Consider the following 22829-nt stretch of genomic DNA (forward strand, 5'->3'; position numbering starts at 1 on the left):
GGCATCCCAGGCTGAAACCCGCCTGATCGGAACCGCCAACTTTCCAGCCATCGGGCCTCTTTGCCATGGGAAGGTTTCGGAGGCATCCGCGTGCGCCAACATTTCAACCGATGCCTTCCGGTGCCCCCGTCGATGGCGCAGAAGTCGCATTCCTGTGGTATGGTCTACAAAGCGATGCACTTCTGGATGGAGGCAATTATGCGCATGTACCTTCAAGTTCAAATGGACGTCGAGGCGGCCAACAGCGCGATCAAGGGCGGCAGCATGGCAGAAATCATCCGGGGTTTCACCGATGCGGTCAAACCGGAGGGAATCTGGTTCACTGCGTTAAACGGCAAGCGGACAATGGTCGCGATTTTTGACCTGGCGTCCCCTGCCGACATTCCGGCGTTGGCCGAGCCCTTCTTCATGGGGCTGAACGCTTCTTTTGAAATGTCTCCCGCCATGAACCTGGACGATCTCCAGAAAGCGCTCTCCCGGCTCTGATGGGCAAAGCCGGCGCAGAGCCGGGCGACTTGATCGTTGCCGCTACAGTTGCTGGCGTAGAGACTGGCCCAGGAATGCGGAGGATGTGCCCGGCGCACGGGTGCGCATCGTGGCAATGAGGTGGACAATCAATACGGCGGCTTCTCCCCAACGTTGCCGCCGTTCCCAGCACCGTAGGCCGCCATCAATCCCGGTCATTCGGGTCCACCTGCTGCGCACGTGAACGAACAGCCGGTTCCGACGAGCGGATTCTGGGCCACGAAGGTCGGCAATGTCGGTGGCAGCGGTCATCACCGCGTACCGCCGCGAGTGTCTAGATTCTCAGTTCGTTCCCCAGAACCCGACTGTCGCAAATGTCCCCATGCCAACCGCCTACGCCGGGACTACCGAAGCGATTTCATCTTTGCGGCAACGGATCAATTTGGGCCTATTTAGCCCGTTTTGCACCAGTGACATCATCTGAATGTGGGAAAATGATGGGCAGCAAAAATTTGGAATGCCCTATGCCCCGAAAGCCGCTGCCTGACCAAATCGATCGTTTGATTACCGTGAGCGATTTCGCAGAGATTGCACGCCTTTCACGCCGCCAGATCGACCGCCTGCGTACGCGCCGTCTAGGAAATTTCCCCCGAGAATATGAATTGGGCACCGGGAGCAGCAAACACCGCCGCTGCCCCCGGTTCCGACTTTCAGAGGTGCAAGCCTGGCTCGACAGCCGGGCCCTGTGGTGATCGCGCTGCACCTGAAACGGCATCGCCCCCTTCCAGTTGCTCATGCACGCCAGCCCGGCGCGCTATCGCCAACACCTCATTTTCCCAGCGCGCGAACCACCGACGCTTCTCCTCTTCAAGATCATAGCGGTCATAGGTCCGCTCCAGCCCCGTCTTCAGATGATTGAGCATCGCCTCGGCGGTTTCGAAATCAATGTTGAGGCGCTTCGTATTGGATCGCGCCGTCCGACGAAAATCATGGGGCGTAAACCGCTCGATCGGTCGTCCGGCCAATTTCGCCATCCGGGCGACGACACGATCCCTCGCCTCATACCAACCCTGCGTCCGCGGCCCTTCCACCTTTTCCGCCGGAAAAAGCCATTCCGAATTGGAACGGAACAGACGAAGGCCCCACGGGCCCAGTGCGATCCGATGCGCCTGTCCATTCTTGGAACGCTCCGCCGGAATCGTCCAGACACCATCCTGAAGCTCAGCAGTTTTTGCAAAGACGACCTCGGAGAAGCGCGCCGCCGTCAATAACCAGAGGAGCATACCACGACGGAAATCCCGCCGTTCCTCGGCAAGCGCTCGAAGAAACCATGACAGTTCATCCAGGCTGAGCTTCCGCGCCCGTGGCGTTTCGGGGAAGCGCAGATCGCCCAAGCGGCGGGCCGGATCGACCTCCAGCCCGACCTCTTTTCCCCGCAGGGACGCTGCCCAGCCGAAGAACACCTTCAATTCCGCAGCGAGCCGGTTGGCGCGAACCTTTGCCGTCTTTCCCTTCTTTTCCACCAGCGCAATGAGGTCGTCCTCGGTGATGTCATAGATGATCTTTTTACCCAGCTCGGGTTCAACATCGCGGCTGAATATGGCGATCTTGTCCGATATCGTCCGCGGTTTGTTCTTGCGCTTGGACCGGGAGGCCCGCCCTTCCCGAACCGCATTCATATATAAGACATGCGCCCTGTTCACCGTCATGGTGTCGCGGCGCTCCTGCTCCTGCCAGATATCCCGGGGATCGGTACCGGCATCGATCATGGCGTTCAATTCGTTCGCCCACTCCCGCGCAGAAGGGAGGCTGAAAGCCGGATAGGTGCCAAGCGTTCGTCGCAGGAACCCCCGCTTGCCCGGAACCCAGCGCATATATTTCCAGACCTTCTTGCCGCGCGAGAGCATCTGGATTGCCAGCCCGGGGGTGAGCGGATCATTCAGGGAACCCTTCGCCATTCCGTCGATGAGCGAAGGGGTAAGCGTGATGGTGCGATTCATAGTCCGACATCCTGGTCGGCCCCTATCCAGATAAAATCGCGATAAAAATCGCGATAAAAGAGGGGTCAAATCCGGGCCAAATGAGGCCAACCGGGTCCAACTCTCTGTCGTCGCGAATTTTCGATAAGTCACTGAATACAGGCCGAAACTAGAGGATTCGGCTGGCTGGGGCGGCAGGATTCGAACCTGCGCATGGCGGTACCAAAAACCGCTGCCTTACCGCTTGGCTACGCCCCAGCATCGGGCCGGACATCGCCGGCGCGGACCGCCATATAACGTGTGCCGCACGAAAGGAAAGCCTAGTCATTATTTTCCCGAGACGCCAATATGCACCCCGCCCATCCCTTCAGCCTGGAATTGCCCGGCATGTCCGTTCAAAGTTCTCCACCGACCACCTCCCCCTCTCAAATCGCGCCGGCTTCTCCGCTGTTTCTGCGGGAAGATGAGATTCGCCGGGGCATAGAAATGCTCTATTTCGGTTATTCCGCCCTGACCCGGTCGATCGATGAGGGGCTGGCCGCGCAGGGGCTGGGCCGCGCCCATCATCGGGCACTCTATTTCATTTCGCGCCAGCCTGACCTGACGGTCAAGGAACTGTTGCGCCTGCTGGCGATCACCAAGCAATCGCTGGGGCGGGTGCTCAACGATCTTATTGAACAGGGCCATATCGAAACCCGTCAGGGCGCCAGCGACCGGCGGCAGAAATTGCTGCGGCTGAGCCCGGCCGGGATCGCGCTGGAGGCTGAACTGTTCCGCGCCCTGCGGGAAAAAATGGCCGCCGCTTATGCCCAGGCGGGGCAAGGGTCCGTCACAGGATTCTGGCGGGTGCTGGAAGGCCTGATCCCCGATCAGGACCGGTCGATGGTGTTCGGTCTGCGCGGCCGCTGAGATATCGTCAGGCAACCTTATCGCCGCAGCGGCGCTTATTAGGCCATCATTGATGGCAATAAGGGTGCACCATGCGCAACTCATTTCTGGCCGCCATGTCGATGCTGATCGTCCTGACCGCTTCGGCCTGTTCACAAAAGGCCGCCGACAATCTGGAAAATGCCGGATCGGCCATCGGCAACGACCTGAGCAACACGGTCGACCAGGCGGGCGACAGGATCGACGAGGGGCTCGACAAGGCAGGCAATGCGATAGACGAAAGCTCTGACCGGATGGGCGCGGCGATTGACAACGCCTCCCGCGATGCCGAACGGGAGGCGCGTGACGCCAGGCAGGACGTCGGCACGGCCATGGAACGCGCGGGCAACGACATCAGCAAGGACTGAATGCCGTTCCCGACCTTGCACGGCGTGGGCGCTTGACGTGAACGGTCATCGACAGCACCAACGACGGCATGCATCGTGCCGCCTCTGAAACGCCCTTCCCGCCCCGGCTGATGATCGGCCGCCCCGAGCTGGCGCTGATGGCCATCACGCTGCTCTGGGGCGGGACCTTCCTGATCGTCCATCAGGCGATGCGCCACAGCGGGCCGCTATTCTTTGTCGGACTGCGCTTCGGCACCGCCGCGCTGATGGCGCTTCCGCTCGCAATGCCCGTCCTGCGCGACGTCACCCGGCGCGAGTGGCTGGCGGGCACGACGATCGGACTTGGCATTTTTGCCGGTTATTCCTTGCAGACATGGGGATTGCAAAGCATCCCCAGCAGCACTTCTGCTTTCATCACCGCGGCCTATGTGCCGCTGGTTCCCATTCTGCAATGGATCATCCTGCGCAGACGGCCCCGGCTGGCAAGCTGGGTGGGCGTAGTGCTAGCGTTCATCGGACTGCTGCTGATCGCCGCGCCGAAGGACGGGCTGTCGCTGGGCCGGGGCGAGGCGTTGACGCTGATCAGCACGCTCGCCATCGCGCTGGAGATCATCTTCATCAGCCTGTGGGCCGGCCGCGTCAACGTGGCGCGGGTAACGTTCATCCAGCTGGCGGTGACATCCATCCTCGCCTTTGCCTGCATGATCCCGGCGGGCGAAGCGATTCCGCCCTTTTCCTGGACGGTGATGCTGTCCGCCTGCGGCCTGGGATTGATGACGGCCTTGATCCAGTTCGTGATGAACTGGGCGCAGCAGAGCGTGTCCGCGACCCGCGCGACGCTGATTTACGCGGGCGAACCCGTCTGGGCGGGCCTTATCGGCTGGATCGCGGGCGACCGCCTGCCGGCGACCGCCCTGCTGGGCGGCGCGCTGGTGGTCGCAGCCGTGATCGCCAGCGAGGTCCGGTTCGAGAGGAACCGCGCGCCCTGATCACCGCCGGAATACCGGCGGACGCTTTTCGAAAAAGGCGGCAAAGGCCTCCTGCGCCTCGGCGGATTGCAAGGCTTCCCGGAACAGCCGCGCTTCCTCTTCGATTCTCTGCATCAACGCGGCCGGATCGCCCTTCATCAACCGGCGCGTCGCGGCGAGCGCTTGCGGCGGCCTGGTCATCAACAGGGCCGCCTTTTGGCGGGCGTGGTCCAATAGGGCAGCGGCCGGGACGATTGCGGTGACAAGGCCCGCGCGATCCGCCGTGTCCGCATCCATCGGCTCGCCCAGCAGCAGCATCGATGCCGCCTTGGCATGCCCCAGAGTAGCAGGCGCAAGTAGGCTCGATCCCGCTTCCGGCACGATTCCCAGATTGACGAAAGGCATGATGAAACGCGCGTCGGGCGTCGCATAGACCAGATCGCAATGGAACAACATGGTCGTGCCGACCCCCACGGCCAGCCCCTGGACAGCCGCGACGATCGGCTTGTCGAAGGCGGCGATGGCGCGGATGAAGGCGAAGGCCGCCTCCCCGCCCTGCGGCCCCGCCATGAAATCCTTAAGGTCGTTGCCCGCGCAAAAGGCGTCGCCTTTCCCGGCAAAGAGCACCACGCCGATCTCTGCCCGCGCCGACGCATCGGCCAGCGCGGCCGTCATGGCACGGTACATCGCGGCAGTCAGCGCGTTCTTCTTGTCCGGCCGGTCGATATGGATTTCGATGACGCCCTGATGTTCGACGATGGCAATCCCTTCGCTCACGACCGGATTCTCCCTTATGCTGATTGCCCCCTGTGATTGCCGATAGAGGGGTGCGCGTCTATCCTTTTCGACCCGTCCCGCCTAAAGGCGAGCCATGCAACGCCTTCGCGACATTTTCGACCCGTTCCTGCTGTTGCTCATCTGCACGGTGGCGCTCGCGTCCTTCCTGCCTGCCCATGGCCAGGGCGCCAGGATAGCCGGGGCGGCAGCCGATGCGGGTATCGTGTTGCTCTTCTTCCTGCACGGCGCGAAGCTGTCGCGCGATGCGATCTGGAGCGGGACGAAGGCCTGGAAACTGCATCTCGCGACATTGGGAACGACCTTTGTGCTATTCCCGCTGATCGGCCTGCTGACGCAGCAGGTCACGGCGATTCCACTATCGATGCGCGCGGGACTGCTGTTTCTGACGTTGCTGCCATCGACCGTGCAATCCTCCATCGCCTTTACCGCGATCGCGCGGGGCAATGTCGCCGCCGCGGTGGTCAGCGCATCCTTTTCCAACTTGCTGGGCATCGCGCTGACCCCCCTGCTGGTCGCGCTGATGATGGACAGAAGCGGGACGGGACATCTGATTTCGCTCTCATCCATAGAGGATATATTGCTGCAATTGCTGCTGCCCTTTGCCCTGGGGCATCTGGCGCGGCCATGGATCGGCAGCTTTGCAAGCCGGCACAAAGCGATGCTGGGCAGGGTGGATCGCGGATCGATCCTGCTGGTCGTCTATTCCGCCTTCAGCGCCGCAGTAGTCGAAGGGCTATGGCACAAGGTGTCGCGGGGCGAATTGCTGCTGCTGGCTGCGATCTGCAGCGCGCTGTTGATCTTCGTGCTGCTCTTCACCCTGGGCCTGGGACGGTTGCTTGGCTTTGCGCGGGAGGATGCCATCGTGCTGCAATTCTGCGGGTCGAAGAAAAGCCTGGCATCGGGCGTGCCGATCGCGGGCGTGCTGTTCCCGGCCAGCGCTGTCGGTCCCATGCTGTTGCCGCTCATGCTGTTCCACCAGATCCAGTTGATGGCTTGCGCAGTGCTGGCCCGGCGGTACGGAGCAGCAGCGGACGAGTCCAGGCTGGCCACGGCAGGCTGAATCACCACGCGTGCCAGGCCATAGTGCCCGAACGAACACAGTCGCGCTGCAAAAACCTGCGCGAAGGTCCCCCGCCTTGCCGAGACAGAGGCTTTGTTATACGGACGTATAACTTTAGCATTGGGGTGGATGCGCGGCAGTGGACGGCAGTGGGCAAGAGGATGATCCGGACGCGGGGTGGAGCCTGCCGGCCTGGACTTATCGCGATCCCGAATTCTTCGATGCCGAACTGCGGCGGATATTCCGGCCGTCCTGGCAGATTTTATGCCATGAAAGCGACTTGCCCTCCCCCGGCGATTTCCATCGGCTGGACTATATCGGCGAGAGCGTGATCGGCATGCGGGGCGAGGATATGGTCGTGCGCGCCTTCGTCAATGCCTGCCGCCATCGCGGGGCGCGGATCGTCGACGCCGTATCTGGTTGCGCGCGGAAGCTTAGTTGCCCCTATCATGGCTGGACCTATGACAGCGCGGGACGGCTGACCGGAGTGCCGATGAAGGCCAGCTATGCCTTCGACATGGCCGACCATGGGCTGGCGGCCGTGGAGGTGGAGAATTTCCATGGCTTCCTCTTCGTCCGGCTGGAGGATGATGGCGGGCCGTCGGTGGCGGAGATGCTCGCGCCCTATCTCAGCGAGATCGCGGCCTATCGTTTCGAGGAATTGCGGGCGCTGGGGCGGGTGACGCTGCGGCCGCGGGCGGTGAACTGGAAGATCATCGGCGACAATTATTCCGACGGGCTGCATATCGCGGTGGCGCATCCGGGACTGAAGCGGTTGATGGGCGATGGCTATGGCGTGGAAGCCAGCGCGCATGTAGACAGGATGCAGGCCCCGATCCTCGACCGGCCTTCCGCTTGTCTCTCCGAGCGGGCCTATCAGCATTTCCTGCCGCATGTACCGCATCTGGGGGATGAACGGCAGCGGTTGTGGACCTATTTCAAGCTGTGGCCCAATATGGCATTCGACATCTATCCCGATCAGATCGACTTCATGCAATGGCTGCCGGTGTCGTCCACCCAGACGCTGATCCGCGAGATTCCCTATGCAATGCCTGACGAGCGGCGCGAAATGAGAGCGGCGCGCTATCTGAACTGGCGCATCAACCGGCAGGTCAATGCCGAGGACGCCGCGCTGATCGAGCGGGTGCAGGCGGGCATGGCTTCGGAAAGCTTCACCGTGGGGCCGCTGTCGGAGCAGGAGGTGGCGCTGCGGCATTTTTGCGGGCGGATGCGACGGATCATCCCGCAGGCGCGGCTGCACCGGGCACCGGCAGCGGGCTGGAGTAGGGAAGCATGACGCAACGCTATGACGCCGTCATCATCGGGGGCGGGCATAATGGGCTGGTCTGCGCCTTCTACCTTGCGCGGGCGGGGTACAAGGTGCGCATCCTGGAACGGCGCGCGATCGTCGGCGGCGCGGCCGTCACCGAGGAATTCCATCCCGGTTTCCGCAATTCGGTGGCGAGCTATACCGTCAGCCTGCTCCATCCCAGGGTGATCCGCGACATGAAGCTCATAGAGCATGGCTATCGCGTGATCGAGCGGCCGATCAGCAATTTCCTGCCCCAGCCCGACGGACGTTATCTGAAGCTGGGCGGCGGGGTCGAACGGACCCAGGCCCAGTTCGCCAAATTCAGCGCGAAGGATGCCGCCACCCTCCCCGCTTATTATGATGCGCTGGAAGTGGTTGCAGACCTGCTGCGCGACATGACGCTGAAGGCGCCGCCCAATGCCGGGGACGGGCTGGCGATGATCGTGGCCGCGCTCCGGCAGGGGCGAAGGCTCGGCGGGCTGACGCTGGAGCAGCAGCGCGACGTGCTGGAGCTGTTCACCAGATCGGCGCGCGGCTTTCTGGACGGCTGGTTCGAAAGCGATGCGGTGAAGGCGGCCTTCGGCTTCGACGCGGTGGTGGGCAATTATGCCTCGCCCGATGCGCCGGGGAGTGCCTATGTGCTGTTGCACCATGTCTTTGGCGAAGTGAACGGGAAGAAGGGTGTCTGGGGTCACAGCGTCGGCGGCATGGGCGCGATCACCCGGATCATGGCGCAGGTGGTGCGCGCCATGGGCGTGGAGATCAGCCTGGAGGCGCCGGTCGCATCCGTGCTGGTGGATGGCCCGCGCGCCGTCGGGGTGAGGATGGAGAGTGGGGAAGAGGTGATGGGAAAAGCCATCATCGCCAATGTCGGGCCAAAGCTGCTCTATGAACGGTTGATGGAGCCGGGCGATCTGCCGGCGGATTTCCTGAAGCGCATCCGGGGGTTCAGGACTGCATCAGGCACCTTCCGAATGAATGTGGCGCTATCGGCGCTGCCGGAATTTTCCTGCCTGCCGGGCGTGGGCGAGCATCACCAGTCGGGAATCGTCATCGCGCCGACGCTGGACTATATGGACCGCGCCTTCATGGACGCGAAGCGCGAGGGCTGGTCAAGGGAGCCGATCGTCGAAATGCTGATCCCTTCGACGGTGGATGAGAGCCTGGCGCCGGCGGGCAGCCATGTGGCGAGCCTTTTCTGCCAGCAATTCGCGCCCGAACTCCCTGATGGGCGGAACTGGGATGACGAGCGCGAGGCGGCGGCGGATCATATCATCGCGACGGTCGATGCCTATGCGCCCGGCTTCGCGCAGTCGGTGATCGCGCGGGACATCCTCTCGCCGCTCGATCTGGAACGGAAATTCGGGCTGGTCGGCGGCGACATCATGCATGGCAATATGACGCTGGACCAGCTCTGGGCGGCGCGGCCGGTGCTGGGGCATGGCGCCTATCGCGGGCCTTTGAAGGGGCTCTACATGTGTGGCGCTGGCACGCATCCGGGCGGCGGCGTGACCGGCGCGCCGGGGCATAATGCGGCGCGCGCGGTGATGAAGGACGGCGCGTCGCTGGGGCGTTGGTTTGGACGGGGTTAAGCTTGCCCTTCCCCCTGCCCTCGCCTAAAGGGTCAGCTCATGCCCGACATCACCGTTCCATCCGCCCAGCCTGACCTTAACGGGGGCGACCTGACCGGCCGGGCGTTGTTTCCGCATCGGCATCTGCTGTCCATCGCGGATCTCAAGCCCTGGGAAATCCGCTTCCTCCTCGATGAGGCGGAGCATTGGGCGAAGAGCAACCGGGGCGGCGCGCGCAAACATGACGATCGGCTTGCGGGCATGACCCAGATCAACGCCTTTTTCGAGAACAGCACGCGCACGCTGCTCTCCTTCGAGATCGCCGGCAAGCGGCTGGGCGCGGACGTGGTCAACATGGCAGCGGCCACGTCCAGCGTGAAGAAGGGCGAGACGCTGATCGACACCGCCATGACGCTCAATGCCATGGCCGCCGATGTGATCGTCATCCGTCACGCCAGTTCGGGCGCGGTGGCGCTGATCGCGGACAAGGTCGACTGTCCGGTGCTGAATGCAGGCGATGGCTGGCACCAGCATCCGACGCAGGCCTTGCTTGACGCGCTGACGATCCGGCGGCGCAAGGGCGGGTTCGAGGGGCTGATCGTGGCGATCTGCGGCGACGTGCTGCATAGCCGGGTGGCGCGCTCGAACATGCTGTGCCTTGCGGCCCTGGGCGCGCAGGTGCGGGCGGTGGCGCCGCCGACGCTGATGCCTCCCGAGGTCGAGATGCTGGGCGCTACCCCCTATCATCGCATGGATGAGGGGCTGGAGGGCGCCGACGTCGTGATGATGCTGCGGCTCCAGAATGAGCGGATGGACGGGGCCTTCATCCCTTCGGCGCGGGAATATCATATGCTCTACGGCCTGACGCCGGAGCGGCTGGCGCTGGCCAAGCCCGACGCGCTGGTGATGCATCCTGGTCCCATGAACCGGGGCGTCGAGATTTCAAGCGTGGTAGCCGATCATCCGGAGCGCTCCGCGATCACCGAACAGGTGGAAATGGGGGTCGCCATTCGCATGGCCTGTCTGGACGTACTGACGCGCGGCGCGCGGGGCGTGGAGGGGTGGGCATGATCCAATATCCTTCCCTCGTCATTCCCGCGCAAGCGGGAAGCCATCTCCCAACTTTGCGTCTGGGGATGGAGCAGGAGATGGATTCCCGCTTGCGCGGGAATGACGATATTAAGGCCGAGGTGCACGCGGAATGAGCAAACTCGCCATCATCAACGGAAAACTCGCAGACCCGGCAGGCGAGGATGTGGGCAACGGCGTCATCCTGATCGAAGGCGACCGGATCGTCGCGGCGGGCGATGTCGCCGTGCCGGGCGATGCGGAGACGATCGACGCCGCCGGACTGGTGGTCGCGCCCGGCCTGATTGATCTGGGCGTCTTCGCGACGGACAAGCCCGCCTTCCATTTCGGCGGGATCACGCGGGCGGCGCTGATGCCCGACCAGTCCTCCCCCCTCGACGATGCCGGCCTCATCCGGCAGGCGACGCGGGCAGGCAAGCCGGACTTCTGGGTCCACCCCATCGCCGCCGCCACGCGCGGCCTCAAGGGCGCCGAACTGGCCGAGATCGGCATGATGCAGGCGGCCGGAGCCAAGGCGGTCGGCACCGGACGCCAGTGGATCGCGGATTCGGGCGTGATGATGCGCGTGCTGGCCTATGCCTCCGGACTGGGACTGACCGTCATCACCCATGCCGAGGATTCGGGCCTCGCGGGCAAGGCGGTCGCGACCAGCGGCGAAACGGCGACCCGCCTGGGCCTGCCCCACGCCCCCGCCTGCGCCGAGGCGATGGCGATCGCGCGCGACGTCATGCTCGCCCGCGTGACGGGCGCGGCGATCCACTTCCGGCTGGTGACGACCGGGGCGGGCTTCGACCTGATCCGCGCTGCCAAGGCCGAAGGGCTGAAGGTGACATGCGGCATCAGCCCCGCCTATCTCTTCCTCAACGATCAGGCGGTGACGGACTTCCGCACCTTTGCCCGCCTCTCGCCGCCGCTGCGCTCGGAAGAGGACCGGCAGGCCTCCCTCGCGGCCGTCGCGGACGGCACGGTCGACGTCATCACCTCCAGCCATGATCCGCGGGGGCCGGAGGACAAGCGCCTCCCCTTCGCGGACGCCTCGCCGGGCATGGCGGGGGCGGAGACGCTGCTGGCCCTGTCGCTCAATCTGGTGCGGGAGGGGCATGTGACCCTGGGTCGCCTGATGACCCTGCTCAGCGCCAATCCGGCCAAGATTCTCGGCGTCAATGCGGGCAGCTTCGCGGCGGGATCAGCGGCCGACCTCATCTTCATCGATCCCGACACGCCATGGATCGTCGATTCCACGAAAATGGCCGCACAGGCAGGAAACACGCCCTTTAATCGCGTGCCGGTGCAGGGTCGCGCGCGCAAGATCATGAAGGGCGGCGTTTTCCTCTGATTTCCCCCTTGCCCTACCCGGCGGGCCACGTTAAAGCGCCCTCCTTCGCCGGCACAGGAGTGTAGCTCAGCTGGTAGAGCGTCGGTCTCCAAAACCGAATGCCGGGGGTTCGAGTCCCTCCACTCCTGCCAAACATTTTGCCGCGAAACCTTGCAAAACCAAGGGTTCGCGGCTAGATGCGGGTGATCGTGTTTGGAGCGGCATGTGCCGCTCCGGGCGAAGAATGGGTCGCGGAGCGCGGCCGCACCCCCGGACGCCAACATGGGCGGGATCGGGAGGGCGGACTGTTGCTTCGCGCTTTGGTGTTTGTTCGAAGGGTTTGAGACAGGCGATGGCGAAGGTTTCTCCGGGCGAATTCGTCAATCAGGTGAAGACCGAAGCGTCGAAGATCGTGTGGCCCACCAGCCGCGAAACGATCATGACCGGCGTGATGGTGGTCATCATGACATCGCTGCTGGGTCTGTTCTTCTTCGGCATCGACACGTTCTTCGGCCAGGTCGTTCAGTGGCTGCTGCGGCTTGCCGCTGGCCAGGCATGATGGGAGTTTGAGACGGTAACATGGCGCGCTGGTACATCATCCACGCCTATTCGGGCTTCGAGAACAAGGTCAAGGAATCGATCCTGTCCGAAGCCGAGCGCATGGGCCTCTCCCAGCTGGTCGAGCAGGTGGAAGTCCCCACCGAGACGGTGACCGAGGTGAAGCGCGGCAAGAAGGTGCAGGTCGAGCGCAAGTTCATGCCCGGCTATGTCCTTGCCAAGCTGGCCATGAACGACGACATCTACCACCTCGTCAAGAACACGCCGAAGGTGACGGGTTTCCTGGGTTCGTCGGGCAAGCCGCAGGCGATCAGCGAAGCCGATGCCGCCCGCTATTTCGGCGCCCAGAAGGAAGCCGAGGCCGCGCCCAAGCACAAGGTCAATGTCGATTACGAGATCGGCGACAGCGTCAAGGTGCTGGACGGCCCCTTCGCGAGCTTCAACGGCACCGTCGAGGAGCTGGATTTCGAAAAGAACCGCGTCAAGGTGTCCGTGTCGATCTTCGGCCGCGCCACGCCGGTCGAACTGGACTTCGAACAGGTCGAGCTTTCCAAGTAAGGAAGTTTGGCGAAGTAAGAACAACATCCGTCACCCCGGACTTGATCCGGGGTCCCGCTTTCTTCTCAAGGAACGCGGCATGACGGCAGAAGGGATTTCCGGGAAACCGGGAATGATTGCGGGAGGGGGTTCAACCTCCGTCTGACCGCTAAACTTGAACCGGGCGGGTCGCTTGCGATCCTCCCAGCAACAGAGTGAGTGAAAATGGCCAAGAAGATTACGGGCTATATCAAGCTCCAGGTGCCCGCTGGAGCCGCCAACCCCTCGCCGCCGATCGGCCCTGCCCTGGGTCAGCGCGGCGTGAACATCATGGAATTCTGCAAGGCGTTCAACGCCTCGACGGAAAAGATGGAAAAGGGCACCCCGCTGCCGACCATCATCACCGTCTATGCGGACCGTTCCTTCAGCTTCGTCACGAAGCAGCCGCCCGCCACCTATCTGATCAAGAAGGCCGTCAACCTGAAGTCGGGTTCCAAGGAACCGGGCAAGGTCGTCGCCGGCAAGATCACCCGCGCCCAGCTCGCTGAAATCGCCCAGGCCAAGATGGTTGACCTGAACGCGAACGACATCGACGCAGCGACGAAGATCATCGAAGGCTCCGCTCGCGCGATGGGCCTCCAAGTGGTGGAGGGCTAAGACCATGGCAAAGCTGACCAAGAAGGCCAAGGTTCTGGCCGCCGCCGTTGACAAGGAAAAGCTGCACGGCGTTGACGAAGCGCTGGGCCTGATCAAGACCCACGCGACCGCCAAGTTCGACGAAAGCGTCGAAATCGCGATCAACCTGGGCGTCGATCCGCGTCACGCCGACCAGATGGTCCGTGGCGTCGTCACCCTGCCCGCCGGCACCGGCAAGGACGTCCGCGTCGCCGTGTTCGCCCGTGGCGACAAGGCTGAAGCCGCGACCGCCGCTGGCGCCGACATCGTGGGCGCCGAGGATCTGCTGGACAGCATCCAGGCCGGAAACATCGACTTCCAGCGCGTGATCGCGACTCCCGACATGATGGGTCTGGTCGGTCGTCTGGGTAAGGTTCTGGGTCCCAAGGGCCTGATGCCGAACCCGAAGCTGGGCACCGTTACCCCGAACGTCGCTGAAGCGGTCAAGGCTGCCAAGGGCGGTCAGATCGAGTTCCGCGTCGAAAAGGCCGGCATCATCCACGCTGGCCTCGGCAAGGCGAGCTTCTCGGCCGAAGACCTGCGCAAGAATTTCGACGCTTTCGTCGACGCGATCGTCAAGGCGAAGCCGTCGGGTTCGAAGGGCAAGTACGTCCGCAAGATCGCCCTGTCCTCCTCGATGGGTCCGGGCGTGAAGGTCGACGTGGCGGAAGTCGCTTCGGTCTGATCCGACGGATTTAATGCAATAGGGGAGCCTCCTTCCTCCACGCGGGGAAGGAGGCTTTCTTCTTTTTTGGGGAGCCTTGTGATAGGGGGCTTTCCTGTCCGGCCATCAGGTCGGAATATATTGCCTCTTTAACGAGGCAAAGGCACGGGCCATTCCACCCTTCTGCACTTCAAAAGAGCAGGGCTTTCATATGCGAGAGAGGCAAGCGCCTCTTTCCGGCAGCCCCAACGGATGAGAGAGTGGAGCGCACCCCGATCGGAACGTTGAGCCATGACCCAGGGTCCGGCGCGGCATAGAATAAAGACACCGTCGGCAGAGACGGGTCGCACTCCACGGATAATGAAATGAGTTTTGAACATCTCCCTCCCCTCCTCTCCGACGCGCTGACGCGAAAGGGCTATGAGAGCCTGACCCCGGTTCAAACCGAAGTCACCCAGCCAGAAGCCGAAGGCCGCGACCTCATCGTCTCGGCGCAGACCGGGTCGGGCAAGACGGTCGCTTTCGGCCTGACCATGGCAAAGGAATTGCTGGGCGACAGCAGCCGCCTTCCCGCTCCCGGCCTGCCGCTGGCACTCGCCATTGCGCCAACCCGCGAGCTGGCGCTTCAGGTCGCACGCGAGCTGGAATGGCTCTATGGCGAGGCCCGCGCCCGCATTGCGACCTGCGTGGGCGGCATGGACGCCGCCAAGGAACGCCGGGCGCTGAGCCATGGCGCGCATATCGTCGTCGGCACGCCGGGGCGCCTGCGCGACCATCTGGAGCGCGGGGCGCTGGACCTGTCGGGCCTCAAGACCGTGGTGCTGGATGAAGCCGACGAAATGCTCGACATGGGTTTTCGCGAGGATCTGGAGGAGATTCTCGACGGCGCGCCCCAGGAACGGCGCACGTTGCTCTTCTCCGCCACCATGCCCAAGCCGATCGTGGCGCTGGCCAAGCGCTACCAGAAGGACGCGTTGCGCATCTCCACCGTGAGCGACGAGCGTGGCCATGGCGACATCAGCTATCAGGCCGTGACCGTCGCGCCCGCCGATATCGAGAATGCCGTGGTCAACCTGTTGCGCTATCATGAGGCGGAGACGGCGATCCTCTTCTGCGCGACCCGCGACAATGTGCGCCACCTGCATTCCAGCCTGACCGAGCGCGGTTTCGCGGCGGTGGCGCTGTCGGGCGAGCATAGCCAGAATGAGCGCAACCATGCGCTACAAGCCCTTCGTGATCGCCGGGCGCGGGTCTGCGTGGCGACCGACGTGGCGGCGCGCGGCATCGATCTGCCGAATCTCAGCCTCGTCGTCCATGTCGAGATTCCGCGCGACGCCGAGACGATGCAGCACCGTTCCGGCCGCACCGGCCGCGCGGGCAAGAAGGGAACGGCCGTGCTGATCGTCCCCTATCCGCGCCGTCGCCGGGTCGAATCCATGCTGCGTGGCGCGAAGATTCCGGTCGAGTGGGGCACTCCGCCGAGCAAGGAGGCGATCCAGCAGCAGGATAATACGCGCCTGCGCGAGCGGTTGATGGAGCGGCAGGAACTGGACGAGCAGGACTGGGCGCTGGGCGCCGAACTACTGGCCGAAAAGTCTGCCAAGGAAATCGCGGCGATGCTGGTGAAGAGCGCCCGCTCCGCTCTCCCCGCGCCCGAGGAGTTGCTGGACGCCAGCGAAGCGCCGCAACGCCGCGACGGGCCGCGCCCCGGTTTCGAGGACACGGTCTGGTTCCGCATGGACATCGGCCGCCGTCAGAACGCCGATCCGCGCTGGATATTGCCGCTGATCTGCCGCCGCGGCCATGTGTCGCGGCAGGATATCGGCGCGATCCGCATCGCCGCCAATGAGACTTTGTTCGAAATCCCCAGCGCCATCGCGTCGCGCTTCATCGGTTCGGTGAAGCGGACCGGCGAAGCCAGCGACGAGGGCGCAGACATCGCCTTCGAACAGGTCGAGGGCACTCCGCGCGAAGCCGCTCGTGAAAACCGGCGTGAAGGGCCGCGCGGCAAGGGACGGCCCAATGGCGATCGGGGGCCGCGTCCGCCCGCGCACAGCCCGCGCCCGTTCAAGGGTGGCCCCAAGCGGGAAGGACCGCGCAAGCCTCGCTAATCCAGAGCATCGTGCGCAACAGTGGGAACCGGTTTTGCGCCTGAAACGATGCGAAAACAAAAAACTGCAGCGCGCGTCCTGCGTCTGATTTAACGCAGCGCGCGCCAGGAGGGTCGCTCTTCGACAGGGCGGCCCTTTTCACTTCTACCCCGCGCCGCAGAGCAGCAGCATCTTCGCCGCCAGTTCGCGTTCGCCCATGACGACATGGGGCACGCCCAGCCCCTCCAGATGCGCGACCTCAGCGTCCGAATGGGCGCGGGCGATGACCTGGAGATTCGGATTGAGGTGGCGCGCATGTTCGTGGATGGCGCCGCCTTCGAACCCTTCCGGCACGACGATCAGCATGCGACGCGCTTCGCAAATACCCGCGGCAAGCAGGTGGCGGTTCTCGAGGGCACTGCCCCGTACGACCGACAGACCCGCTTCTTCGGCTTCCTCCGCGCGATCAGGGTCTGCTTCCATCACCACGAAATGCACCTTGCGCTCGGCCAGACGATGGCCGATCAGCTTCCCTACCCGGCCATAGCCCACGAGGATGACATGGCCCATGCGCGGCTGTTCGGGCGCCTTTTCCGCTTCCGCATCCTCCTCGGGCTTTTGGCTGCGCACTACGGCTGAAAAGATCAGCGGGTTGAGGAAGATCGACACGATCGCGCCTGCCAGGATCAGGTCGCGCGCTTCGGCGGGCAGGACGCCGAGGCCGGTGCCCAACGTCGCCAGAATGAAGGAAAACTCACCGATCTGGGCAAGGCTGGCCGCAATGGTAAGCGCGGTGTCTCCGGGATGGCCAAAGGCGCGGACGATGGCGAAGGCGGCGATGGACTTGCCGACGATGATGATCGCCACGGTGGCGAGCAGGGGGAGCGGTTGTTCGACCAGCACCGCCGGGTTGAACAGCATGCCGACCGAAACGAAGAAGAGTACCGCGAAGGCATCCCGCAAAGGGAGCGTTTCTTCGGTGGCGCGGCGGCTGAGCGGCGTTTCGCCCAGTATCATGCCGGCGAAGAAGGCGCCCAGTGCAAAGGAAACGTCGAACGCCACGGCCGCGCCAAAGGCCACGCCCAGCGCTATGGCAAGGACGGCGAGCCGGAACAGCTCACGCGAACCGCTATGGACGACCCAGTGCAGCGCCCAGGGTATGACCCTGCGGCCGACGACCAGCATCAGGGCGACGAAGCCCGCGACCTTCAGCAAGGTACTCAGCAGCGGCGCCAGCAACGCTTCTGCCCCGCCGCCCGCATCGACATTGTTCATGACCCCCGCCAGCGCGGGAAGCAGCACCAACGCCAGGACCATCACCAGATCCTCCACGATCAGCCAGCCGACCGCGATCCGTCCCCGGCGGGTTTCGACGAGGTCGGCGCCCTGCAACGCGCGCAGCAGGACGACCGTGCTGGCCACCGAAAGCGCGAGGCCGAAGACCAGCCCACCCATCAGCGGCCAGCCCATGACATGCGCCAGCCCCATGCCCATCAGCGTCGCGACCGCGATCTGGCCGATCGCGCCGGGCACCGCGATATTCCTGACCGACAGCAGATCACGCAGCGAGAAATGCAGGCCAACGCCGAACATCAGCAATATGACGCCGATTTCCGCCAGCTCATTGGCCAAACCCGCATCGGCGACGAACCCCGGCGTAAAGGGACCGACAACGATGCCGGCGAGCAGATAGCCGACCAGCGGCGATAATTTCAGGCGATGGGCGATGGCACCCATGATGAAGGCAACGACAAGACCCGCTACGATCGTTCCGATCAGGGGCGTGTTATGGGGCATGCAATGTCTTTCCCTGGCCGCCGGCGAGGGGACCCCCTCCACCAGCGGCTTGATAGATTATTCAGCGACGGCCAGCATCGCCGCCGATAGCAGCGCGCCGGCAGCGCCCAGTCCCGCCATGACGGCAGGCATGAACCACCAGGGCGGGCGACGTTTGCCGCGTCGCGATCTTTTGAGGGTCATGGATAGGCTCCTTTTTCCTGACGACGAACCCAAGGGTGCGCCTGAGAGCGATGCGTCAGGAAAAGGCAGGCGGCGCGCGGGCGTACTGGCGGGAAAGAATGTGGAAGAAAGCGGGAGAAGGGAAGGAAGGGTAGAATCGGTCGGCAGACATCAGCAACGCGACGCCCGGCAGCAGCACCGCCATGGGCAACAACCAGGTCGCGGCGGGCGCCGACAGTGGGGCCCGCCCGTCGCCATCCGGCTCCGTCACCCGGACGATGATCAGAGGCGCGTGAGCGCGAGCCTTCAGCACGACGCTGGTGGTCGCAGGATTGAAGGCGGAGCCTGTGAATCTGCTGGACGGCGGCCCCAGCGGCGCCAGCGCGCTCAGCAATGCCACGCCAATCGACAGCCACAGCATCAGGATGAAGAACAGGCGCCCCTGCATCGCTTCATTCCTGTATGGCACCGGCATCATGCGTGATAATATCCCTTCGGGGAATGAAGATAGGGACGGACAGGGTCAAAAACCAGCCCCGAAAGGCGGCGATGGCGGTTGACAGAAGCGAGTCATTCCAGTAGCGGGCCACATTCCCGCGCGGGTCCAACAGGGCATTGTCCCTCGACGATCTGCGTAAAGCAGATTTGAACGAGAAGAGAAGAGCCATGTTCGCAATCGTGCGCACGGGCGGCAAGCAGTATCGCGTCGCCGCCGGAGACAAGATCGTCGTTGAGAAGCTGGCCGGTGAGGCTGGTGACAAAGTGACCCTGGATGACGTCCTGTTCGCCGGCGAAGGCAGCGACGTGAAGGACGCAGCCAAGCTGACCGTTGCCGCTGAAATCGTCGCGCAGGCGAAGGGCGAGAAGGTCATCGTTTTCAAGAAGCGCCGTCGGCACAACTACCGTCGCCGCAACGGCCACCGCCAGAATCACACGATCCTGAAGATCGTGTCGATCGCCTGAGCCGCAGCTAAGTTACGAGGAGTTTGAGTCATGGCACATAAGAAAGCTGGCGGTTCGTCGCGTAACGGTCGCGATTCGGAATCGAAGCGCCTTGGCGTGAAGAAGTTCGGCGGTCAGGAAGTGATCGGCGGCAACATCATCATTCGCCAGCGCGGCACGCGCGTCTACCCGGGCCGCAACGTCGGCATGGGCAAGGACCACACGCTGTTCGCGCTGGGTGAAGGCCGCGTGGTATTCCACACCGGCAAGCTCGGCCGCAAATATGTGTCGGTCGACGCCATGGCCGAAGCAGCCGAATAACGGACGATCGATGACGGATCGTCCCTCGCAATCGGGGCGATCCTCCTGGCGGAACGACTTTTAGTCCCGTCAGTGTTCGAGGGAACAAGGGGCGCCCCACCTGGGAGCGCCCTTTTTTCTGTTCGTCGGCGTCTCCCCTCAACTTCCCTCAAGTCTCTGGAACCCCTGGCTTTCCCGATCGTCGGGCGAGCGGGGCCCAGCCAGAGAAGATAGTCGTCAAGCCGTAACTTTTCGCGGCCATTGGCGCGCCGGAGATTAGGAGACTTTCGATGTTCGCCCGTACCCCCCGCCTGTTGCTGCGGCCCGGCTGGATGGAAGATGCGCCCGCCCTTGCCGAAGCCATCGGCGATGCGGCCATATTGCGCAACCTGACCCATGCGCCGGCTGATTATTGCCAGGCCGATGCGGAGGCATTTCTTGCCCAACCGCAGAACCCGCGCCTGCCCCGTCTGCTCGCCTTCACCCGTACCAACGGCGCGCCGCGTCTGGTCGGCGGATGCGGCGTCCATCGGGGCCAGGATGGCGCGGCGGAGCTGGGCTACTGGATCGCCCGCCCCTATTGGGGCCTCGGCTTTGCGACCGAGGCGGCACGGGCGGTCATGAACATGGCGCGCGCGGCGGGCGTCCGTGACGTCCGCGCCGCCCATTTCATGGATAATGGCGCGTCGGGCAACGTCCTGCGCAAGATCGGCTTCCGCTTCACGGGGCGGGTCGAAAAGCGCTTCAGCCTGGGGCGGGATGCCGCGGCCGACTGCCTGATCTTCGAAGAAGGCGAGGCCGCGCGCATGGCCGCTGACTCGGCCGTGGATCTTTACGGGGATGCCTGGCCGGCGCTTGCCGCCTGATCTCCTCGGCGCCGAGGCGTGGCATCCCAGCCGCACCCCGGCGCCGAAAGCCGCCCCGCAGCAGCTGTTTCCGGCCCTGGTTCAGGAAGTGACGGCTTTTACCACGCCTGTGGTTTAATTTCGCCGCATAAACCGCTATGGGCGCGCGATGCATTTTCTCGATCAAGCAAAAATCTACATCAAGTCCGGCTGGGGTGGTCCCGGCGCGGTCAGTTTCCGGCGCGAAAAATATGTCGAATATGGCGGCCCGGATGGCGGCAACGGCGGCAAGGGCGGCGACATCATCTTTGAAGCCGTGGCCGGCCTCAACACCCTGATCGACTTCCGCTACACGCAGCATTTCAAGGCACAACGCGGTCTGCCGGGCGCGGGCAAGAACCGCTATGGCGCGGGCGGCGAGGACCTTGTCGTCAAGGTGCCGGTGGGCACGCAGATCCTGTCCGACCCGCAGCCCATCGAAGGCACGGAGGATGAGGACGGCTATCCCGATTATGAGGATCAGGAGATACTGGCCGATTTCACCCAGGTGGGACAACGCATGGTCTTCCTGCGCGGCGGCGACGGCGGGCGCGGCAATCTGTCCTACAAGACCAGCACCAACCGCGCGCCGCGCCAGCATGGCACCGGCTGGCCGGGGCAGGAAATGTGGGTGTGGCTGCGGCTGAAGCTGCTGGCTGACGTCGGCCTGGTGGGCATGCCCAATGCGGGCAAGTCGACCTTCATCAACCAGGTGACGAACACCAAGGCGAAGGTGGGGGCCTATGCCTTCACCACCACCAAGCCGCAACTGGGCGTGGTGCTGCATCGCGACAGGGAATTCGTGCTGGCGGATATTCCGGGACTGATCGAGGGGGCCGCCGAGGGCGCCGGGATCGGCGACCGCTTCCTGGGACATATCGAGCGGTGCCGGGTGCTGCTGCACCTGATCGATGCGACCGGCGACGATCCTGTCGAGCAGTTCCGCATCGTGCAGGATGAGCTGGCGGCCTATGGCGACGGGCTGGATGAAAAGCCGCAGATCGTGGCGCTCAACAAGGGCGACCTGCTGGGGCAGGAGTTGATGGAAGACATTGCCGAGCAGCTTCGGAATGAGGCTGAGGTGGAGGATGTGTTCATCATCTCCGGCGCGACCGGCGAGGGTGTGCAGGCCCTGCTGGACGCGGTGCTGCCATTGCTGGGCGAGGCAAAGGCAGAGGCTGAGGATGATGGCGAGGAAGGCGAGGAAGGCGAAGCCACATGGTCGCCGCTCTGACTGTCCCTTGGAATAATCGATGACTGCCCCCCTGTCAGGCTTTCCGCCTTCCCGAATCCGCCGTCTGGTCATCAAGATCGGCTCCGCGCTGCTGGTCGATCCGAAGGGGCAGGTGCGCGAGGCCTGGCTGCGCACACTGGTCGCTGACGTCGCCGCGCGCAAGCAGGCCGGGCAGCAGATCATCATCGTGTCCTCCGGCGCTATTGCGCTGGGCGCGCGCCGGCTGAAGCTCCCCAAGGGCGGACGCGGTTCCCTTGAGGACGCGCAGGCGGCGGCGGCAACGGGCCAGATCGCATTGTCGCAATGCTGGGCCAGCCTGCTGCATGAAAATGGCATCGTCGCCGCCCAGATGCTGGTGACGCTGGACGATCTGGAGAACCGGCGGCGCTATCTCAACGCGTCCGCCACGCTGGAGCGGCTGATGGCGCTGGACGTCGTGCCGGTGGTCAATGAGAATGACAGCGTCGCCACGGCGGAGATTCGCTTCGGCGATAATGACCGGTTGGCGGCGCGCATCGGACAGGCGGCACGGGCCGACGCAGTTGTGCTGCTGTCGGACGTCGACGGGCTTTACACCGCCAATCCGCATGTCGATGCGAACGCCATGCTGATAGAGACAATCGAGCGCATCGATGCGCGCATTGCCGGAATGGCGGACAGCGGTTCGGCATCGGGCATGGGATCGGGAGGCATGACCTCCAAGATCGAGGCGGCGCGCATCGCCACCGGCGCGGGCGCGCATCTGGCGATCATCTCCGGCAAGGTGGATTCGCCGCTGTCGCATTGGGCAGGTGGCGGAAAAGGATCAATCTTCCTCGCGGCGCAGGCGAAGGGCGCGCGCAAGGGCTGGCTGGCCGGGCGTCTGACCGTGCGCGGGCGGATCGTCGTCGATGCCGGGGCGGAGGCGGCGCTGGGGCGCGGCAACAGCCTGCTGCCGGCCGGCGTGGCGCGGGTCGAAGGGATTTTCGCGCGGGGCGATGTGGTCGACATACTGACTGAGGACGGACGCGTGATCGCGCGCGGCCTGATCGAATATGACAGCGAGGAAGCGGCGCGGATCGCGGGCAAGCGCAGCGACGATATCGCCGTCTTGCTGGGACACCTGCCCCGATCCGTGCTGGTTCACCGCGATCATATGGCGATGGTCTGAGGGTC

Annotated in this window: 24 protein-coding genes and 2 tRNA genes; 20 read left to right on the forward strand and 6 right to left on the reverse strand. The window is 64.1% G+C overall.

Annotated elements, in window-relative coordinates:
- Nucleotides 1-132 precede the first annotated feature (132 nt).
- A complete protein-coding gene (locus tag RUH75_RS01810; RefSeq protein WP_313801597.1) occupies nt 133-486 on the forward strand; it encodes a DUF3303 family protein in 354 nt (117 codons plus the stop codon).
- 689 nt (nt 487-1175) lie between these two features.
- On the opposite strand, the gene RUH75_RS01815 is transcribed toward RUH75_RS01810, so the two are convergent.
- Both RUH75_RS01815 and RUH75_RS01820 read right to left on the reverse strand, forming a co-directional pair.
- Nucleotides 1176-2465 carry a tyrosine-type recombinase/integrase gene (locus RUH75_RS01815; protein ID WP_313801599.1) on the reverse strand — a complete coding sequence of 430 codons (1290 nt, stop codon included), beginning with the start codon at nt 2463-2465 and terminating at the stop codon, nt 1176-1178.
- Between the two features lie 162 nt (nt 2466-2627).
- A tRNA-Gln gene (locus RUH75_RS01820) sits at nt 2628-2702 on the reverse strand.
- 129 nt (nt 2703-2831) lie between these two features.
- Here RUH75_RS01820 and RUH75_RS01825 point away from each other — a divergent pair.
- The 3 genes from RUH75_RS01825 to RUH75_RS01835 all read left to right on the forward strand — a co-directional run bounded on the left by RUH75_RS01825 (nt 2832) and on the right by RUH75_RS01835 (nt 4707).
- On the forward strand, nt 2832-3353 hold the full coding sequence (locus tag RUH75_RS01825; RefSeq protein WP_313801837.1) for a MarR family transcriptional regulator: 522 nt from the start codon (nt 2832-2834) through the stop codon (nt 3351-3353).
- Nucleotides 3354-3424: 71 nt separating this feature from the next.
- Nucleotides 3425-3739: a hypothetical protein gene (locus RUH75_RS01830; protein WP_313801601.1), complete on the forward strand. Its 315-nt coding sequence runs from the start codon at nt 3425-3427 to the stop codon at nt 3737-3739.
- A gap of 68 nt (nt 3740-3807) precedes the next feature.
- Entirely contained in the window at nt 3808-4707 is a 900-nt protein-coding gene (locus RUH75_RS01835; protein WP_313801603.1) for a DMT family transporter, read from the forward strand.
- On the opposite strand, the gene RUH75_RS01840 is transcribed toward RUH75_RS01835, so the two are convergent.
- A complete protein-coding gene (locus RUH75_RS01840; protein WP_313801605.1) occupies nt 4708-5463 on the reverse strand; it encodes an enoyl-CoA hydratase-related protein in 756 nt (251 codons plus the stop codon).
- A gap of 94 nt (nt 5464-5557) precedes the next feature.
- On the opposite strand from RUH75_RS01840, the gene RUH75_RS01845 reads away from it, so the two are divergent.
- From RUH75_RS01845 to RUH75_RS01895, 11 genes are all read left to right on the forward strand, one after another.
- On the forward strand, nt 5558-6544 hold the full coding sequence (locus tag RUH75_RS01845) for a bile acid:sodium symporter family protein (protein ID WP_313801607.1): 987 nt from the start codon (nt 5558-5560) through the stop codon (nt 6542-6544).
- Between the two features lie 139 nt (nt 6545-6683).
- Nucleotides 6684-7841 carry an aromatic ring-hydroxylating dioxygenase subunit alpha gene (locus RUH75_RS01850; protein ID WP_313801608.1) on the forward strand — a complete coding sequence of 386 codons (1158 nt, stop codon included), beginning with the start codon at nt 6684-6686 and terminating at the stop codon, nt 7839-7841.
- Nucleotides 7838-9448, forward strand: a complete 1611-nt coding sequence (locus tag RUH75_RS01855) for an NAD(P)/FAD-dependent oxidoreductase (RefSeq protein ID WP_313801610.1) — start codon at nt 7838-7840, stop codon at nt 9446-9448. Before RUH75_RS01850 ends, RUH75_RS01855 begins: the two co-directional genes overlap by 4 nt.
- A 39-nt stretch (nt 9449-9487) precedes the next feature.
- On the forward strand, nt 9488-10498 hold the full coding sequence (locus RUH75_RS01860; RefSeq protein ID WP_313801612.1) for an aspartate carbamoyltransferase catalytic subunit: 1011 nt from the start codon (nt 9488-9490) through the stop codon (nt 10496-10498).
- Between the two features lie 130 nt (nt 10499-10628).
- Nucleotides 10629-11852 (forward strand): dihydroorotase, encoded by a 1224-nt coding sequence (locus RUH75_RS01865; protein WP_313801614.1) that lies wholly within the window; start codon nt 10629-10631, stop codon nt 11850-11852.
- A gap of 55 nt (nt 11853-11907) precedes the next feature.
- Nucleotides 11908-11983: transfer RNA gene (locus RUH75_RS01870), tRNA-Trp, on the forward strand.
- A gap of 200 nt (nt 11984-12183) precedes the next feature.
- Entirely contained in the window at nt 12184-12390 is a 207-nt protein-coding gene (secE, locus tag RUH75_RS01875) for a preprotein translocase subunit SecE (RefSeq protein WP_313801616.1), read from the forward strand.
- A gap of 20 nt (nt 12391-12410) precedes the next feature.
- Nucleotides 12411-12947, forward strand: coding sequence for a transcription termination/antitermination protein NusG (nusG, locus tag RUH75_RS01880; RefSeq protein WP_313801618.1), 537 nt, complete (start codon nt 12411-12413; stop codon nt 12945-12947).
- 204 nt (nt 12948-13151) lie between these two features.
- Entirely contained in the window at nt 13152-13583 is a 432-nt protein-coding gene (gene rplK / locus RUH75_RS01885; RefSeq protein WP_183954508.1) for a 50S ribosomal protein L11, read from the forward strand.
- A gap of 4 nt (nt 13584-13587) precedes the next feature.
- Nucleotides 13588-14286, forward strand: a complete 699-nt coding sequence (gene rplA / locus RUH75_RS01890) for a 50S ribosomal protein L1 (RefSeq protein ID WP_313801622.1) — start codon at nt 13588-13590, stop codon at nt 14284-14286.
- 344 nt (nt 14287-14630) lie between these two features.
- Nucleotides 14631-16376 (forward strand): DEAD/DEAH box helicase, encoded by a 1746-nt coding sequence (locus RUH75_RS01895; RefSeq protein WP_313801624.1) that lies wholly within the window; start codon nt 14631-14633, stop codon nt 16374-16376.
- Between the two features lie 144 nt (nt 16377-16520).
- Here the strand turns inward: RUH75_RS01895 and ybaL are convergent, their stop codons facing one another.
- From ybaL to RUH75_RS01910, 3 genes are read right to left on the reverse strand one after another with little or no spacing between them, the layout of a single operon-like run.
- Nucleotides 16521-18152, reverse strand: coding sequence for a YbaL family putative K(+) efflux transporter (gene ybaL / locus RUH75_RS01900; protein WP_313801626.1), 1632 nt, complete (start codon nt 18150-18152; stop codon nt 16521-16523).
- Between the two features lie 57 nt (nt 18153-18209).
- Nucleotides 18210-18335 (reverse strand): hypothetical protein, encoded by a 126-nt coding sequence (locus RUH75_RS01905; RefSeq protein WP_313801628.1) that lies wholly within the window; start codon nt 18333-18335, stop codon nt 18210-18212.
- Nucleotides 18336-18390: 55 nt separating this feature from the next.
- Nucleotides 18391-18792 (reverse strand): hypothetical protein, encoded by a 402-nt coding sequence (locus RUH75_RS01910; protein WP_313801630.1) that lies wholly within the window; start codon nt 18790-18792, stop codon nt 18391-18393.
- A gap of 188 nt (nt 18793-18980) precedes the next feature.
- Here RUH75_RS01910 and rplU point away from each other — a divergent pair, with 188 nt between their 5' ends.
- The 5 genes from rplU (at nt 18981) to proB (ending at nt 22824) form a co-directional block, all read left to right on the forward strand.
- Nucleotides 18981-19277, forward strand: a complete 297-nt coding sequence (gene rplU / locus RUH75_RS01915) for a 50S ribosomal protein L21 (protein ID WP_176596244.1) — start codon at nt 18981-18983, stop codon at nt 19275-19277.
- 30 nt (nt 19278-19307) lie between these two features.
- Nucleotides 19308-19577 (forward strand): 50S ribosomal protein L27, encoded by a 270-nt coding sequence (rpmA, locus tag RUH75_RS01920; protein WP_007683600.1) that lies wholly within the window; start codon nt 19308-19310, stop codon nt 19575-19577.
- A 269-nt stretch (nt 19578-19846) separates the two neighbouring features.
- Nucleotides 19847-20422 (forward strand): GNAT family N-acetyltransferase, encoded by a 576-nt coding sequence (locus tag RUH75_RS01925; protein WP_313801635.1) that lies wholly within the window; start codon nt 19847-19849, stop codon nt 20420-20422.
- A 148-nt stretch (nt 20423-20570) separates the two neighbouring features.
- Complete coding sequence (gene obgE / locus RUH75_RS01930; RefSeq protein WP_313801637.1) at nt 20571-21674, forward strand: GTPase ObgE; 1104 nt, start codon at nt 20571-20573, stop codon at nt 21672-21674.
- 19 nt (nt 21675-21693) lie between these two features.
- Nucleotides 21694-22824: a glutamate 5-kinase gene (gene proB / locus RUH75_RS01935; protein ID WP_313801639.1), complete on the forward strand. Its 1131-nt coding sequence runs from the start codon at nt 21694-21696 to the stop codon at nt 22822-22824.
- The last annotated feature ends 5 nt before the right edge of the window (nt 22825-22829 follow it).

The sequence above is a fragment of the Sphingobium sp. genome, from assembly GCF_032153725.1.
Lineage (GTDB): Bacteria > Pseudomonadota > Alphaproteobacteria > Sphingomonadales > Sphingomonadaceae > Sphingobium.